Origin of the sequence: Rhizobium sp. 'Codium 1', assembly GCF_020889605.1 — a bacterium.
GTDB lineage: Bacteria > Pseudomonadota > Alphaproteobacteria > Rhizobiales > Rhizobiaceae > Allorhizobium > Allorhizobium algae.
In genome coordinates this window covers 892419-905235 of the sequence record NZ_JAJGPW010000001.1, presented here as the reverse complement: position 1 = coordinate 905235, position 12817 = coordinate 892419, and the positions used below count along the sequence as shown (strand labels likewise).

Genomic DNA, 12817 nt, shown 5'->3' with positions numbered 1-12817 from the left:
TGATCAGATCCCCTTCGACTTCTGTTCCATGGAATCAAGCGCGGCAGCGAGCCGGCGATCCTCGTTGTAGTAACGGGCGCGGTCCCAGAAATGCGGCTTGCCGATGCCGGTCGACATGTGCCGTCCGATGATCTTGCCGTTGGAGTCTTCACCGTCCATCTCGTAGCGCATCAGGTCCTGGGTGATGATCACGTCGCCTTCCATCCCGATCACCTCGGTGATGTGGGTGATGCGGCGCGAACCGTCGCGCAGACGGGCGGCCTGGATGATGACGTCGATCGAGCCGGAGATAATCTCGCGCACGGTCTTGGCCGGCAGAGAGAAACCACCCATGGCGATCATCGATTCCATACGGCTGAGGCATTCGCGCGGCGTGTTCGCATGGATCGTGCCCATCGAACCGTCGTGGCCGGTGTTCATGGCCTGGAGAAGGTCGAAAACCTCCGGTCCACGCACTTCGCCGACGATGATGCGTTCGGGGCGCATACGCAGGCAGTTCTTGACGAGGTCACGCATGGTGATTTCGCCTTCGCCTTCGATGTTCGGCGGGCGCGTTTCGAGACGCACCACATGCGGCTGCTGCAGCTGCAGTTCGGCCGTGTCTTCGCATGTGATGACACGCTCGTCGGTGTCGATGAAGCCGGTCAGGCAATTGAGAAGCGTCGTCTTGCCCGAGCCGGTACCGCCGGAGATGACTACGTTGCACCGGACGCGCCCGATGATCTGCAGAACCTCCGCGCCCTCGGGCGTGATCGCGCCGAACTTGACGAGCTGGGCGAGGGTCAGCTTGTCCTTCTTGAACTTGCGGATGGTGAGCGCCGGTCCGTCGATCGCGAGCGGCGGCGCGATGACGTTGACACGGGAACCATCGGGAAGACGCGCGTCGCAGATCGGGCTCGATTCGTCGACGCGGCGGCCGACCTGGCTGACGATGCGCTGGCAGATCGAAAGCAGCTGGGAATTGTCGCGGAAGCGGATCTCCGACTCGATGGTCTTGCCGCCGACTTCGATGAAGGTCTGGCCAGCCCCGTTGACCATGATGTCGGCAATGTCGTCGCGTGCCAGCAGCGGCTCGAGCGGACCGTAGCCCAAGACGTCGTTGCAGATGTCATCGAGCAGTTCTTCCTGCTCCGAGATCGACATCGCGAAGTTCTTGATCGTGATGATGTCGTTGACGATATCGCGGATTTCTTCGCGCGCGCTTTCGCCGTCGAGCTTGGCCAGCTGCGAGAGGTCGATCGTGTCGATCAGCGCCGAGAAGACCTGGCTCTTTGTGTCGTAATAATCTTCTGTCCGCGGTGGCTTCTTGCGGCTCGGTGTCTGCATCGAAGGTGCCGCGACCTGCTGGCGGCTGTTGACCTCCGGGCTGCCGGGCTCGATGAGCGTGCTGGAACGGGCCGCAGGTGCGGCAGCAGGCGGCTGTGCCGGGATCGTGCTGACGCCCGCCCCGCCCTTGCCGAAGCCGTCGTTTCCGCGTTTGCCAAACATGAGCTCTACCTGTTCCTGTTACCGGTCTACTTCTTGCGGAGTTTTTCGATGAGCGAGCCGAGGCCCGCCTTCTTGGGTTTCTTGATCGTGGCGCGGCCCGTCACCAGATGCGCCAGCTGCGAAAAGGTCTCCGCTGTCGGGGATTTCCCATCGAGTTCGCTGATCATCCGGCCACTGTTGGCGGCCGTGCCGAAAAGCTGTGCATCAAAGGGTATGATTGCGACCGGCTCGAGTTCGAGCGGTTCGAAGAAATCCGATGGCGCGATTTCGGGACGTTTCGGCATGCCGACCTGATTGAGGATCAGGTGCGGCGGCTTGTCCTGCGGCCTGAGTTTCTTCAGTGCATCCAGCATGTTCTTCATGTTGCGCAGATTGGCGAGGTCGGGCGCGCAGGTGATGACGATCTCGTCGACGTCGGACAAGACCGCTCTCGTCCAGTCGGCCCAGGCATGTGGAATATCGAGCACGGTGATTGGCGCTGCTCGCTGCAGGACGTCGAGTATGGGCTGGAACGTCCCGCGCTCGTAATCATAGCCTCGATCGAGCATCGAAGGTGCTGCAAGAAGCGAAAGGTTCTGCCCGCATTTTGTCAGAAGGCGATCGAGGAAGACCTCGTCCAGCCGCTCCGGCGAGAACACGGCTTCGGCCATGCCCTGTGCAGGATCCTGGTCGAAGTCGATATTGGCCGTGCCGAACGGCAGGTCGAGATCCGCCAGGACGGTTTCGGTTGAAAACAGCGAGGAGATCCCGAAGGCACAATTATGTGCAATCGTCGACGAGCCGACACCGCCCTTGGCGCCGATGAAGGCGATGCTGCGGCCGAGCGGCTCGGATTCTGGGTCGACGAAAATGGATGATATCGACCCCATCATGTCCGCCATGGTGAAGGGGGCGACGATATATTCCGAAATGCCGCTGCGAATGAGTTCGCGATAAAGAGCGATGTCGTTATGCCGGCCGACCATGATCACGCGCGAACTCGGATCGCAGACTTCCGCGAGCGGCGCGAGCTCTGTCAGGAGGTCGCGCGGGCCGGCATCGGTTTCGAGAATGATCAGGTTCGGCGTCGGCGTCGAGGAGAACATGTTTGCCGCTGCAGCGACATTGCCATGCGTGATGCGCATGCTGACACGCGCCATGCGACGGTCGGCGGCACATTGCTCCATGGTCCGATGCACTGCATCGCTGATGCAGAAGGCATGGATCGAAATGCGGGGCAGGGGACGCAGGGCCTCGACATCGCCTGCGATCACGCTCTCGGAGGCCCCGCGAAATTCGCCGCCCGTTTCGCCAATTTCATAGTCGATCGCGTTCATGCTCTCATCCTGTCCTCTTGGACCCCTGCCGCATCACTCGGTTGCCGTATTGCTGCCTTCGCGATAGAGGCCGATCACGTTCGACCGCCGGGTCGCGTCGATCGGCGCCATGTCGCGCGGGGTCACCAGATCCATCGGGTTGGCGATCTGCGCGGCGAGGTTGCTCTGAGTCGCGCAGCCGAAATTGTGGTAGTTCTTGTTGCTGAACGTGTTGTTCTGCAGGTCCTCGGGCCACTCGCCGCAAGGATTGGTCATTGCCGTGATCGCCACATAGCTGATCCGCACCGGCGCTGCATTGCTGTTCGCCTCGGCCTGATAGGAAGTTTCGATGATCCGGTTCGACGGCACGCCGCGCGTGGTCAGAACCTGGCGGATCTGCTTGCGCAATGCGGAGGCTGCCCCCGAATTCGGCGAACCATGCGGCACCATGACCTGGATCGTCCCTGTCGATGCCGACAGATAATCGGCGGCAAAGCCGGCGATGGAATCCTGCACGCTCATTGTCAGCTTCCGGTCGCCCGAGGCGATCGGGACGTCGAGCGTATGCTCGACTTCGCTGAGCATGATCGGATGGCGCGTACGGTAATCGTCCGGGATGGCCGAGGTGGACATCTGGTCCTTCATACTGCCGCATCCGGCGAGCACTGCAGCTGTCCCCAGAAGGACGCTGCCGAGAACGAGACGCTGCAAGGAGTGACGTGCGGATGCCATGGCTGGCTGACTTTCCCTGACTTGACGTGTCGAGTTTTCCATCATGATCCTCGCGCCGTTCATTTGTAGATGAAGCCCACGGCGCCGTGGTATTGACCGGGCGCTACAGGGTTCTCGCGACGGCCATAGACCTTGTTCACCTTGTTCAGGAAGAAGGTCGCGCCGTCATTCTCGGGGTTGAAATTGTCATCCGGACGCGACAGCGCGCCGCGTGCCACGGGACGCACGAGATAGGGCGTCGCGATGATCACGAGTTCGGTCTCGTTGCGCTGGAAGTCCTTGCTGCGGAAGAGCGTACCGAGCACCGGAACCTTCGACAGACCCGGCAGGCCCGAGGTTGCCTGGCGGATATTGTCCTGGACGAGGCCGGCGATCACGATCGAACCACCAGACGGAAGCTCTACCGTCGTCGATGCCTCGCGCTTGCGGATCGACAGGTAGGTGGAGCCGGGAACCTGGTTCAGAACGTTGCCCGTGACCTGCGATGATTCCCAGGTCGGCTCGGACACATTGGTCTCGATCTGCAGGCTGATGCGGCCGGGTGCGAGGACGACGGGGCGGAAATTCAGCTCGATCCCGTAGTCGACGGTTTCGGTCGTCCGCTCGAGCGACGTGCCCTCTTCGTCACTCGTCACTTCCTGTTGCCCGGCAATCCGGAATTCGCCACCGACGTAGAATTTGGCAGCTTCGCCCGAAATGGCGGTCAGGCTTGGTTCGGCCAGCGTGCGCATCACGCCCGCCTGTTCCATCGCATTGATGTAGGTATTGATCCCGAGACCGCCGATTCCGGCAGAAATCGTGGCGGTTCCTGTCGGATCGATGGCATTGCCGAGGTTGGACGGATTGGCATAGCTGATGCCGGTCGAACCGTCTGAGACGCTGCCGGAGAAGCCGAGCTGTTTCAGAACCTGGCGGCTCACTTCCGCGACGGTGACCTTGAGCGTGACCTGATCCTCGCCTTCGATTGTCAGGAGATTGACGATCTGGGACTCCTGCCGATCTTCCGCATAGATCGCCACATCACCGCCATTGTCGCCTCCGGAAGCCGTCTGGTTCCGTGTCGTCGCTTCACCACCCTTGAGGAAGGCCTGCGCGAGGCTCTGGGCGCGGGCGGCGTCCTGCGGCGTGCGCACCGTGCCTGTCAGAACGATATTGTCCGAGACGATTTCGACCTTGATGTCCGATTGCGGGATGAAACGGCGCAGGTTGGCCTCGAGCCCGGCGATGTCGCGTTCGATCTCGATGTCGAGGCTGATAATCTCATTGCCGTCGGCGCCGAAGATGAAGATGTTCGTCTGGCCGACGGTCTTGCCGAAGAGATAGATGCGGCGCGACGAACGGGTCACGGCATCGGCCATGGCAGGATCGGCAACCAGAATGTCATGCGCGTCTGCCGGCAGATCGACGACCAGCGCCTTGTTCAGCCCGAGCTTGACGGTACGGCGAGCACCTGGCCCGGCATTGGTGATTCTGAGCACGGTCTGTTGCGCGGCCTCGGCGGCCGGAAAGAGACTGCCGTGAGTCGGGAAGGATGCAGGTGATCCCGTGAACGTCATGGCGAAAACGATGCCACCGGTCAGGGAAACTCTGAATTTGTGCGTCAGGCTGGCCACGATGTGTCCCCACTCACTGCATGGAATTGGCGGTCGAGGAGGTCGACTTGACGACCTCGCCGGACTTGATGACCTGAATGGTCGGCTGACCGTCCCCGCCGCTCAGCAGGTGGTCGGCGGCCGAGGTGTCTTCCTCCTGGGCATCGGCGACGGAACGCAGCGCGAGGGACAAACGGTCGGCCATCTGCTGGGCAACGGCCATGACCTTGGTCTGTTCTGGCGTCAGCTCCAGCGTTGCTGTCGTACCGATGACGGATCTGGAGCCATCAGGTGCTTCTTCGATCTGCTGGTCGATGGCGAGGATACGCACGTTGGACAGGATGGTTTCCGTGAGGAAGTTGTCCTCGTCACCCTTGCGCACCATGATCACGTCGACGCGGTCGTTCGGCAGGATGAAGCCGCCCGCACCTGTCGCGACAGAGATCTCGGTCGAGACCGCGCGTTTTCCCGATGGCAGAAGCGCGGAGAGGATGCGGGAGGAGGAATCGGCGATCTTTTCGCGGCGCAGTGGCTCGCCCTCGAACACCGGCAGGCGGACAACGACGCCCGTGAGCTCGGTCAGAGCATCCGGCCGCGTGGAGGAGGTGATGAAGCCATCGACGACGCTGCCTTGCGGCCAGGGCATCCAGCGCATGGAGGTTTCATCGAGACGCGCGCCAACCGGCAGGTTTTTGGCCGAGACCAGAACATCGATGCTCGGCTCCTTCTCGACGATGGAATCCTGAACGATGACGGTCTGGTTGCCGCTCAGCCGCATGGCGAGGAGACCGGCCATACCGGCGGCCACTACGGCAACGGCGAGTATGATGAGACGGGCGGGTTTCATGATCGATCCTCGGGCGACGCAATAGGTTCTGCCCAAGAGATTGATCAGGAATTGGTGTACTTATAGTTAATGAGCCGCTTACAATCGTAGTTAACGGAAGGTTTCTTCGCGCCCGATCAGTGCGTGCTCCGAATAGCGGCCTGTACCAACGGAGAATCCGGATAGCTCAAAAGCCCGGCAGCTCCGATGGCGATCGCATAGGGAACTTTCTTGGCGACCATGAGGGTCTGGGGAAGCCTCATCCCGACCGTTTCCAGTTTATCCCAGTTTGCCCGCAGCAGGATCACTGCAACCGTCAGAAGGCCGCCGAGATAGCAGGTGAACATCAGGAACTCGAAGAGGGAGGTGTTGAAGCCGAACCAGAGTGCAGAGGCGGTGAGGATCTTGGCGTCTCCACCACCCATGACATTGAAAGCAAAGAATGCAAAACAGATGGCGAACACCATTAGTGCGGCTGCCAGATGCCAGCCGATCTCGACGAGCTCGAGGCCGCTGAACGGTATGATCAGCGCAAACGATGCAGCGAGGAGAGCAGGAATCCCGTTCGGGATTTTCATCTCCAGGAAGTCCGTCAAGGCTGCCAGCACGAGGCAGATAGGAAGGATGAGAAAGACGGCTGCATTATACATGTGAAGCTCCCCAGTCAGATCGCCACTCTGCCTGAAATCTGTTTGCAATTGGCAAACGGCGAATGCTTCAAATTATCCAGAAACTGGAAAAGCCGCCATGCGCTGGCGGCTTTCCCTGATCTCGACAGATCCGCCAGTATATTACTGGCTAGCCGTCACGCCCTGGCCCATCTTGGCGCCGACGTTGACGAACGTGTTGTTCAGAGCGCCACCGAGGGTCGAGGCGCCAGTGATCAGGGCGACCGAGATGAGGGCGGCGATGAGGCCGTACTCGATGGCGGTTGCGCCGGACTCGTCCTTGATGAAACGTGCGAAAAGCTTGGTCATGTTATTCTCCTACTCCGCGAGGTTGATCAGCACTGCCGGCAACTGTTTACCGCTGCTCGGATGTCGCAAACCTAACCGGCGCCGTGTTGCCATCGACTTAAGAAAAACGGTTACCAGATCGTGAAGCAGCCTTAGCCGGTGCTGTGGTAAACGAATGCTGCAGGAGGTCGCTAAGATGCGACCGAAGCCCCCCGGATTTTCGGCGTTTTGGCCCTGTTGACGAAGTCGGGGCCGGTCGTCCGCCATGCAACGGACGGCACTCTGGTGATCGAATTCATGGATGCGATCCCCCTTAAAGCTCGATCTGTCCCGGATCGAGGCAGTCGGGGTTTGAGCCGGCAGATGGACGTGCACATTTTCAGTCGGTGACGCATGCACGACCGCGTCCAGCCGCCCGCACAGCGCGCCGCTTTCCGGTTTAACCCTTCATTCACCTAAGCCGGGCATCCTCTCGGCACCTCTTCACGCGCGTATTCAAGGGCATGTCCATGTCAGATCGTCATTTTGCCGTAGCTGCCGTCATGTTCCTGGCGCTGGCCATGTTGTCACCGGCGCCTGCCGTTCAGGCGGAAGACGAGGGCATTTTGCGCGTCTATATGAACAGCGCCCGCGTCCTGAAGCTCGACCGGCCCGTCAGCAAGGTGATCGTCGGCAACTCGCAAGTCGCCGATGCGACTGTCGCGGATGCCCGCACGATTGTTCTCACCGGGCGCTCATACGGCACGACCAACCTCGTCCTTCTTGATGCCGACGGCAACGCCATCGTCGACGAGCGCATCCTGGTGTCGATCGACGAATCGAGCACGGTGCGCGTGTTCAAGTCGACAGAACGCACGGTCCTTTCCTGTACGCCGAACTGCGAAGAACACGCGACGACGGGCGCCACGCCATAAAGTGTACGAGATTTCCGTTGAGCGGGTTCGGCAAAGTGTAAAGATTCGGGAAACGGAAAATCAACATTTGACCCGTAGCCTTTGTCCATCTTTGGGGATGAACAGGCCATGACGAGCCACGACACAGATCGACATCATCAGGCTGAAAACAGCCGGCGGCCACGGTTCCGTCTATGGCGGAAGCTCGCGCGATCCAGGGATGGTGCAGCAGCGATCGAATTCGCGATCCTCGCAATCCCCTACTTCATGATCATCTTCGCGATCATCGAAACCTTTGTGGCCTTTGCCGCCGAACAACTGGTGACCAACGCGGTCAACACACTCGGACGACAGTTGCGTACCGGGCAGATCACCTACCAGCTGAACCGGCCTGATACCGACATGGACGTGCTGAAGTTCCGCAAGGCTTTCTGTGATGAAGTCGACATCATGATCCAGTGCTCGGAAACAGAGATCTCGACCCCGAGCAAGCTCTACATCGATGCCAGAACCTTCGCGACCTTCGGCGCCATCCCGAAAACCATCCCGCGGGCCTCGACGGACACCTTCTCCGACATCGATCCGACCAGTTTCAAATTCACGCCCGGCGGCCCTTCCACGATCAACATGCTGCGTGCCTATTATCGCTGGCAGGTGATCACCGATCTCATCCGCCCCTACATCACGACGATCCGACCATCTGACGGTTCGCTGCCGTCCGACTTCCTGATCGTGGCCACAACCGCGTTCCAGAACGAGAATTACCCATGACCGCAAGAGGCAGAGAGATATCGCTGTTCGCTCGTCTTCGGTTTGCGGGAGCAGCCGTCTCCGACACGCTGCGCCGCCTCGCTCGCGACCGGCAGGGCGTTGGCGGCGTCGAGTTTGCGATCATCGCGCCGATGCTCATCGTTCTCTATCTGATGGCCTTCGAGCTCACCATGGGCCTCAGTGTCGCCAAGAAGGCCTCGCTGGCGAGCAGCACGGTGGCAGATCTCGTCGCGCGCCAGGATACTGTGACCAAGACCTTTCTCACGACGATGTCCGACGTATCAGGCGCGATCTTCGTGCCCTATCCTTCCAACAACCTGGTGATCAAGATCAGCGGGATCAAGATCAATTCGGCCAAGGCAGCCAAGGTGGCCTGGTCCTGGTCGACGACCGGCATCGCACCCTATGCGGTGGGAACCGACGCGCCTGTCCCCTCCGACATGCTGGTGGAAGACACCTTCCTCATCCGCAGTGAACTCAGCGTGTCGCACGAATTGATGATGTATCTTCCTGGTCTCACGGGTACCGAGACGAAGAGCCTGACGCTCGCCCGGGAGTTCTATTTCCGCCAGCGTCTGGGCAAGGATGTTGCCTGCAGCGGCTGCTGAAGGGTATGTTTGCCAAGATCCCGGCAAGGCGCTAAGGATGCTGGCGAAGGCCGGCAGACCAACAAACCAGACCCGGCCGTGGGTTCCACATGGCACGCGCTTTCATATTCGTTCTCGATTCCTTCGGCATCGGTGGTGCTCCCGATGCGCCCGCCTATGGCGATGATGGCTCCGATACGCTTGGGCACATCGCCGAATTCTGTGCCGCCGGCGCCGGTGATCGCCAAGGCCTTCGCCAGGGCCCATTGACCCTGCCCAACATGTCCGCACTCGGCCTCCTGGCGGCCGCCAGGCTCGCAACCGGCAAGACGCCGGACGCCATGCCGATCCCAGAGCGGGTCTTCGGCCTCCACGGTGCCGCCAGTGAGGTCTCCGAAGGCAAGGACACGCCCTCCGGTCACTGGGAAATCGCCGGCACGCCTGTCATGTTCGACTGGGGTTACTTTCCGGAAGGCGACGAAGCCTTCCCCTCCGATCTCGTCGAGGCGATCTGCCGGGAGGCAAACCTGCCCGGCATCCTCGGCAATTGCCACGCCTCCGGCACGGAAGTGATCGGCCGCTTCGGTGAGGAACACATCCGCACCGGCAAGCCGATCTGCTACACGTCGACCGACTCCGTTTTCCAGATCGCAGCCCACGAAACCCATTTCGGCCTGCAACGTCTGCTCGACCTCTGCCAGATCGTACGCAAGCTTCTCGATCCCCTGAATATCGGCCGTGTGATTGCCCGACCCTTCATCGGCGAAACCGTCCAGACTTTCGAACGCACCGGCAATCGCCGCGACTATTCCGTCCTGCCCCCCGAACCGACCCTGCTCGATCGCCTGGTGGAAGCCGGCCGCAAGGTCCATGCCATCGGCAAGATCGGCGATATCTTCGCCCACCAGGGTGTCTCGCGCGTCATCAAGGCCAATGGCAACATGGCTTTGATGGATGCGACCCTCAAGGTCATGGATGAGGCGGAAGACGGCGATCTCGTCTTCACCAATTTTGTCGATTTCGACATGCTCTTCGGTCACCGTCGCGATGTGCCGGGATATGCTGCAGCGCTCGAAGCCTTCGATCGCCGCCTGCCGGAAGTCCATCGCAAGCTGAAGCCCGGCGACATTGTTCTCATGACGGCCGACCACGGCTGTGATCCCACCTGGCGCGGCACCGACCATACGCGCGAACGCGTTCCGATCATGTGCTTCGGCCCTGGCGTGCGCTCGCGCAACATCGGTGTCCGCAACACCTATGCCGATATTGGCGAAACCATCGCGGCGCATCTGGGGATTGCTCCTGGCCGCTACGGACGGAGCTTCCTGTGACGAAACGACTGAAAAAGGCCGAACTGCACTGTCATATCGAGGGTGCAGCACCACCGGCGCTGGCCCTGGCTCAGGCGCAAAAATACGGCATTGACGCTGCGACCTTCATGCACGAGGGCACCTACGCCTGGACCGATTTTGCCGAATTCATCAAGGCTTATGACCGTGTCGCCGCGCTCTTCCGCACCGAGGAGGACTATGCCCTTCTGACGGAGACCTATCTGCGCGAACTTGCAGCCGTCGACACGATCTACAGCGAGCTCATCGTCTCGCCTGATCACGGCGACCGCATCGGCCTCGGCGCTGACACCTATCTCTCCGGCATCACCGCCGGCATCGAGGCCGCAAAGGCTGCAACGGGCATCGAGGCCCGCATCATCGTCACCGGCGAACGCCATTTCGGCCCTGAAAGCGTCATTGCAGCTGCCGCATACGCCGCCCGCAGCAACAACCCGCTCGTCACGGGCTTCAACATGGCCGGCGAGGAGCGCATGGGCCGCGTCGCGGATTACGCCCGTGCCTTCGATATCGCCCGCGAGGCCGGCCTTGGCCTCACCATCCATGCCGGTGAAGTTTGCGGCGCTTTCAGCGTCACAGATGCCCTCGACATCGTGAAGCCCGCGCGGATCGGACACGGCGTCCGCGCCATCGAGGATCCGGACCTCGTCAGCCGCCTCGTCGATCTCGGCACAGTCCTCGAAGTCTGCCCGGGCTCCAACATCGCGCTCAATGTCTTCCCGGATTTCAAAAGCCACCCGCTGCGCAAGTTCCACGCGGCAGGTGTGAAAGTCTGCATCAATTCCGACGATCCACCCTTCTTCGGCACGTCGCTTGCCCAGGAATATGATTGGGCATCGAGCGAATTCGGCTTCACCGACGCGGAGATCGACGGCATGACGCGTACCGCGATCGAGGCGGCCTTCGTCGATGAGGAGACAAGGACGCGGCTTCTCGCCCGCCTGTGAGCCCGCGCCTGTTGAAGACCTGGCAAAATCCGGTATCGCTCTTGCAGGCGTCCAAGAGAATGTGAAAATAGAAACAAATCAGAAAACAAGAAAAGAAGGCTCGACCATGGACGGCGTAACAGTCATCGATCACCCCCTCGTGCAGCACAAGCTGACGATCATGCGCCGGAAGGAAACGTCGACCTCGAGCTTCCGCCGCCTCTTGCGGGAAATCTCCACGCTGCTCTGCTACGAGGTCACCCGCGATCTTGAGCTCACCATGGAGACGATCGAGACTCCGTTGACCGAGATGCAGTCGCCGATCCTCGAGGGCAAGAAGCTGGTCTTCGCCTCGATCCTGCGCGCCGGCAACGGCCTTCTGGAAGGCATGCTGGAACTGGTTCCTGCTGCCCGCGTCGCCCATGTCGGCGTTTACCGCGATCACGAGACACTGCAGGCCGTCGAATATTACTTCAAGGCGCCCGAAGCTCTGTCGGAGCGTCTGATCATTGTCGTCGACCCCATGCTCGCCACCGGCAATTCCTCGATCGCGGCGATCGAAAAGCTCAAGGAACGCGGCGCGAAGAACATCCGTTTCCTCTGCCTGCTGGCAGCACCGGAAGGCATCAAGAACTTCCACGCCGCCCATCCGGACGTGCCGATCTTCACCGCGTCGATCGACAGCCATCTCAACGAGAAGGGATACATCATGCCCGGCCTCGGCGATGCCGGCGACCGCATGTACGGGACGAAGTGATTTCTTAACCAGATTACAAGCTTTGGCGGCCCGAAACCCTGGTTTCGGGCCGTTTTGCATCGCCTGTTATCCCGTTTCGCGCGGCTGGCTGCTACGATCGGCGCATCGCTCAACGGGGGTCGCTGATGTTCGCTCGCACGCTGTTCACCGTCCTGACGCTCGCTCTGTCCGCCAGCCAGTGGCCGATAATCGCGGAGAAAGTCCAGGCAATGCTGGTCGAACGCGAGGCGACCGCTCCCCAAGAGATTGCAGCCAAGCCTTCGGCGACGCAAGCGGGTCAGACGGTCCTCACAATGGGACCAGGCGGTCACTACGCAGGCACGTTCAAGATGAACGGCAAGCCTGTCGACGCCATGGTCGATACCGGTGCCTCGCTGGTTGCAATCAATGTCTCCACCGCCCGCCGCCTAGGTTTCAGCCCGGCCGCGCTCGACTTCCGCTATCAGGTGAATACGGCCAACGGTTCCATCAAGGCCGCGCATATCGTGCTGGACCGCGTTGAGATCGGCAGCATCCGGGTTCGTGATGTCGACGCCTTTGTACTCGGCGACGAATCCCTGTCCTCAACATTGGTCGGCATGAGCTTCATGAAGAAGCTCAAGTCCTACACAGCCGAGAAGCAGACGCTGCGGATGATCCAGTAAG

The 12817-nt window shown here is 60.8% G+C and carries 14 protein-coding genes; 7 read left to right on the top strand and 7 right to left on the bottom strand.

The window, feature by feature from the left end; translation table 11 throughout:
• Positions 1–3: 3 nt before the first annotated feature.
• The 7 genes from LJE98_RS04395 to LJE98_RS04365 all read right to left on the bottom strand — a co-directional run bounded on the left by LJE98_RS04395 (position 4) and on the right by LJE98_RS04365 (position 6910).
• A complete protein-coding gene (locus LJE98_RS04395) occupies positions 4–1488 on the bottom strand; it encodes a CpaF family protein (RefSeq protein WP_229573616.1) in 1485 nt (494 codons plus the stop codon).
• A 26-nt stretch (positions 1489–1514) separates the two neighbouring features.
• Positions 1515–2804, bottom strand: a complete 1290-nt coding sequence (locus LJE98_RS04390) for an AAA family ATPase (protein ID WP_229573615.1) — start codon at positions 2802–2804, stop codon at positions 1515–1517.
• 33 nt (positions 2805–2837) lie between these two features.
• On the bottom strand, positions 2838–3515 hold the full coding sequence (locus tag LJE98_RS04385; protein ID WP_229573614.1) for a CpaD family pilus assembly protein: 678 nt from the start codon (positions 3513–3515) through the stop codon (positions 2838–2840).
• A gap of 59 nt (positions 3516–3574) precedes the next feature.
• The gene (locus tag LJE98_RS04380; RefSeq protein WP_229573914.1) at positions 3575–5071 is read right to left on the bottom strand and encodes a type II and III secretion system protein family protein; all 1497 of its coding nucleotides are present in this window, start codon (positions 5069–5071) and stop codon (positions 3575–3577) included.
• A 70-nt stretch (positions 5072–5141) separates the two neighbouring features.
• Positions 5142–5954 (bottom strand): Flp pilus assembly protein CpaB, encoded by an 813-nt coding sequence (cpaB, locus tag LJE98_RS04375; protein WP_229573613.1) that lies wholly within the window; start codon positions 5952–5954, stop codon positions 5142–5144.
• A 116-nt stretch (positions 5955–6070) separates the two neighbouring features.
• The gene (locus tag LJE98_RS04370) at positions 6071–6583 is read right to left on the bottom strand and encodes an A24 family peptidase (RefSeq protein ID WP_229573612.1); all 513 of its coding nucleotides are present in this window, start codon (positions 6581–6583) and stop codon (positions 6071–6073) included.
• Between the two features lie 141 nt (positions 6584–6724).
• Positions 6725–6910 carry a Flp family type IVb pilin gene (locus LJE98_RS04365; RefSeq protein WP_229573611.1) on the bottom strand — a complete coding sequence of 62 codons (186 nt, stop codon included), beginning with the start codon at positions 6908–6910 and terminating at the stop codon, positions 6725–6727.
• 521 nt (positions 6911–7431) lie between these two features.
• Between LJE98_RS04365 and LJE98_RS04360 the strand changes: the two genes are divergently transcribed.
• The 7 genes from LJE98_RS04360 to LJE98_RS04330 all read left to right on the top strand — a co-directional run bounded on the left by LJE98_RS04360 (position 7432) and on the right by LJE98_RS04330 (position 12816).
• Positions 7432–7803, top strand: a complete 372-nt coding sequence (locus LJE98_RS04360; RefSeq protein ID WP_229573913.1) for a pilus assembly protein N-terminal domain-containing protein — start codon at positions 7432–7434, stop codon at positions 7801–7803.
• A gap of 108 nt (positions 7804–7911) precedes the next feature.
• Positions 7912–8553 carry a TadE/TadG family type IV pilus assembly protein gene (locus LJE98_RS04355; protein WP_229573610.1) on the top strand — a complete coding sequence of 214 codons (642 nt, stop codon included), beginning with the start codon at positions 7912–7914 and terminating at the stop codon, positions 8551–8553.
• Complete coding sequence (locus LJE98_RS04350) at positions 8550–9161, top strand: TadE/TadG family type IV pilus assembly protein (RefSeq protein ID WP_229573609.1); 612 nt, start codon at positions 8550–8552, stop codon at positions 9159–9161. Before LJE98_RS04355 ends, LJE98_RS04350 begins: the two co-directional genes overlap by 4 nt.
• 89 nt (positions 9162–9250) lie before the next feature.
• A complete protein-coding gene (locus LJE98_RS04345; protein ID WP_229573608.1) occupies positions 9251–10471 on the top strand; it encodes a phosphopentomutase in 1221 nt (406 codons plus the stop codon).
• A complete protein-coding gene (locus LJE98_RS04340; RefSeq protein ID WP_229573607.1) occupies positions 10468–11436 on the top strand; it encodes an adenosine deaminase in 969 nt (322 codons plus the stop codon). The genes LJE98_RS04345 and LJE98_RS04340 overlap by 4 nt, the downstream gene beginning before the upstream one ends.
• 106 nt (positions 11437–11542) lie before the next feature.
• Entirely contained in the window at positions 11543–12172 is a 630-nt protein-coding gene (gene upp, locus LJE98_RS04335) for a uracil phosphoribosyltransferase (protein ID WP_113458212.1), read from the top strand.
• A gap of 125 nt (positions 12173–12297) precedes the next feature.
• Complete coding sequence (locus LJE98_RS04330) at positions 12298–12816, top strand: TIGR02281 family clan AA aspartic protease (protein ID WP_229573606.1); 519 nt, start codon at positions 12298–12300, stop codon at positions 12814–12816.
• The last annotated feature ends 1 nt before the right edge of the window (position 12817 follow it).

What these genes read in the sequence shown, in the direction of transcription:
- upp (WP_113458212.1), top strand. Translation starts at nt 11,543, where the DNA reads ATGGACGGCGTAACAGTCATCGATCACCCCCTCGTGCAGCACAAGCTG.
- LJE98_RS04330 (WP_229573606.1), top strand. Translation starts at nt 12,298, where the DNA reads ATGTTCGCTCGCACGCTGTTCACCGTCCTGACGCTCGCTCTGTCCGCC.
- LJE98_RS04360 (WP_229573913.1), top strand. Translation starts at nt 7,432, where the DNA reads ATGTTCCTGGCGCTGGCCATGTTGTCACCGGCGCCTGCCGTTCAGGCG.
- LJE98_RS04370 (WP_229573612.1), bottom strand. Translation starts at nt 6,583, where the DNA reads ATGTATAATGCAGCCGTCTTTCTCATCCTTCCTATCTGCCTCGTGCTG.
- cpaB (WP_229573613.1), bottom strand. Translation starts at nt 5,954, where the DNA reads ATGAAACCCGCCCGTCTCATCATACTCGCCGTTGCCGTAGTGGCCGCC.
- LJE98_RS04345 (WP_229573608.1), top strand. Translation starts at nt 9,251, where the DNA reads ATGGCACGCGCTTTCATATTCGTTCTCGATTCCTTCGGCATCGGTGGT.
- LJE98_RS04365 (WP_229573611.1), bottom strand. Translation starts at nt 6,910, where the DNA reads ATGACCAAGCTTTTCGCACGTTTCATCAAGGACGAGTCCGGCGCAACC.
- LJE98_RS04355 (WP_229573610.1), top strand. Translation starts at nt 7,912, where the DNA reads ATGACGAGCCACGACACAGATCGACATCATCAGGCTGAAAACAGCCGG.
- LJE98_RS04350 (WP_229573609.1), top strand. Translation starts at nt 8,550, where the DNA reads ATGACCGCAAGAGGCAGAGAGATATCGCTGTTCGCTCGTCTTCGGTTT.
- LJE98_RS04395 (WP_229573616.1), bottom strand. Translation starts at nt 1,488, where the DNA reads ATGTTTGGCAAACGCGGAAACGACGGCTTCGGCAAGGGCGGGGCGGGC.
- LJE98_RS04385 (WP_229573614.1), bottom strand. Translation starts at nt 3,515, where the DNA reads ATGGCATCCGCACGTCACTCCTTGCAGCGTCTCGTTCTCGGCAGCGTC.
- LJE98_RS04390 (WP_229573615.1), bottom strand. Translation starts at nt 2,804, where the DNA reads ATGAACGCGATCGACTATGAAATTGGCGAAACGGGCGGCGAATTTCGC.
- LJE98_RS04380 (WP_229573914.1), bottom strand. Translation starts at nt 5,071, where the DNA reads ATGACGTTCACGGGATCACCTGCATCCTTCCCGACTCACGGCAGTCTC.